The organism is Salinarimonas soli (assembly GCF_008386575.1).
GTDB lineage: Bacteria > Pseudomonadota > Alphaproteobacteria > Rhizobiales > Beijerinckiaceae > Salinarimonas_A > Salinarimonas_A soli.
Map to the genome: position 1 here is coordinate 1 of NZ_VUOA01000129.1, position 289 is coordinate 289.

Annotated in this window: 1 protein-coding gene; it reads right to left on the reverse strand. The window is 41.2% G+C overall.

The window, feature by feature from the left end; all coding sequences use genetic code 11:
- Positions 1–289, reverse strand: a 289-nt coding sequence (locus F0L46_RS27660; protein ID WP_149822402.1) for a hypothetical protein, incomplete at both ends; no start/stop codon positions are given.

The following is a 289-nucleotide window of genomic DNA, read 5'->3' on the forward strand; positions in this document are numbered from 1 at the left end:
GTGGAAATCAATTTTTTGTCCGAAGGCTTCAAAGTGGTCCTTTTGGAGGAACTGAACGAATGTCTTCTCATAAGTGTCAAGGAATCTTACTCTTTCATAGTTTTCTTCGGTGTGCAAGTTGTAGTAGTCAGGTCTTTGTGCGAAGGGTGTAATCTTAGTTAGCAACAATGGATAGTATCCAGTCTTTATCGGAGAGTACCATGAGAATTCGGGAATCTTACCAAGTCCATTGGTAAGACGCTCAAAGTAGCGTCGAGCCAATAATTGCTGGTAGAAGTAGAAGTAAACC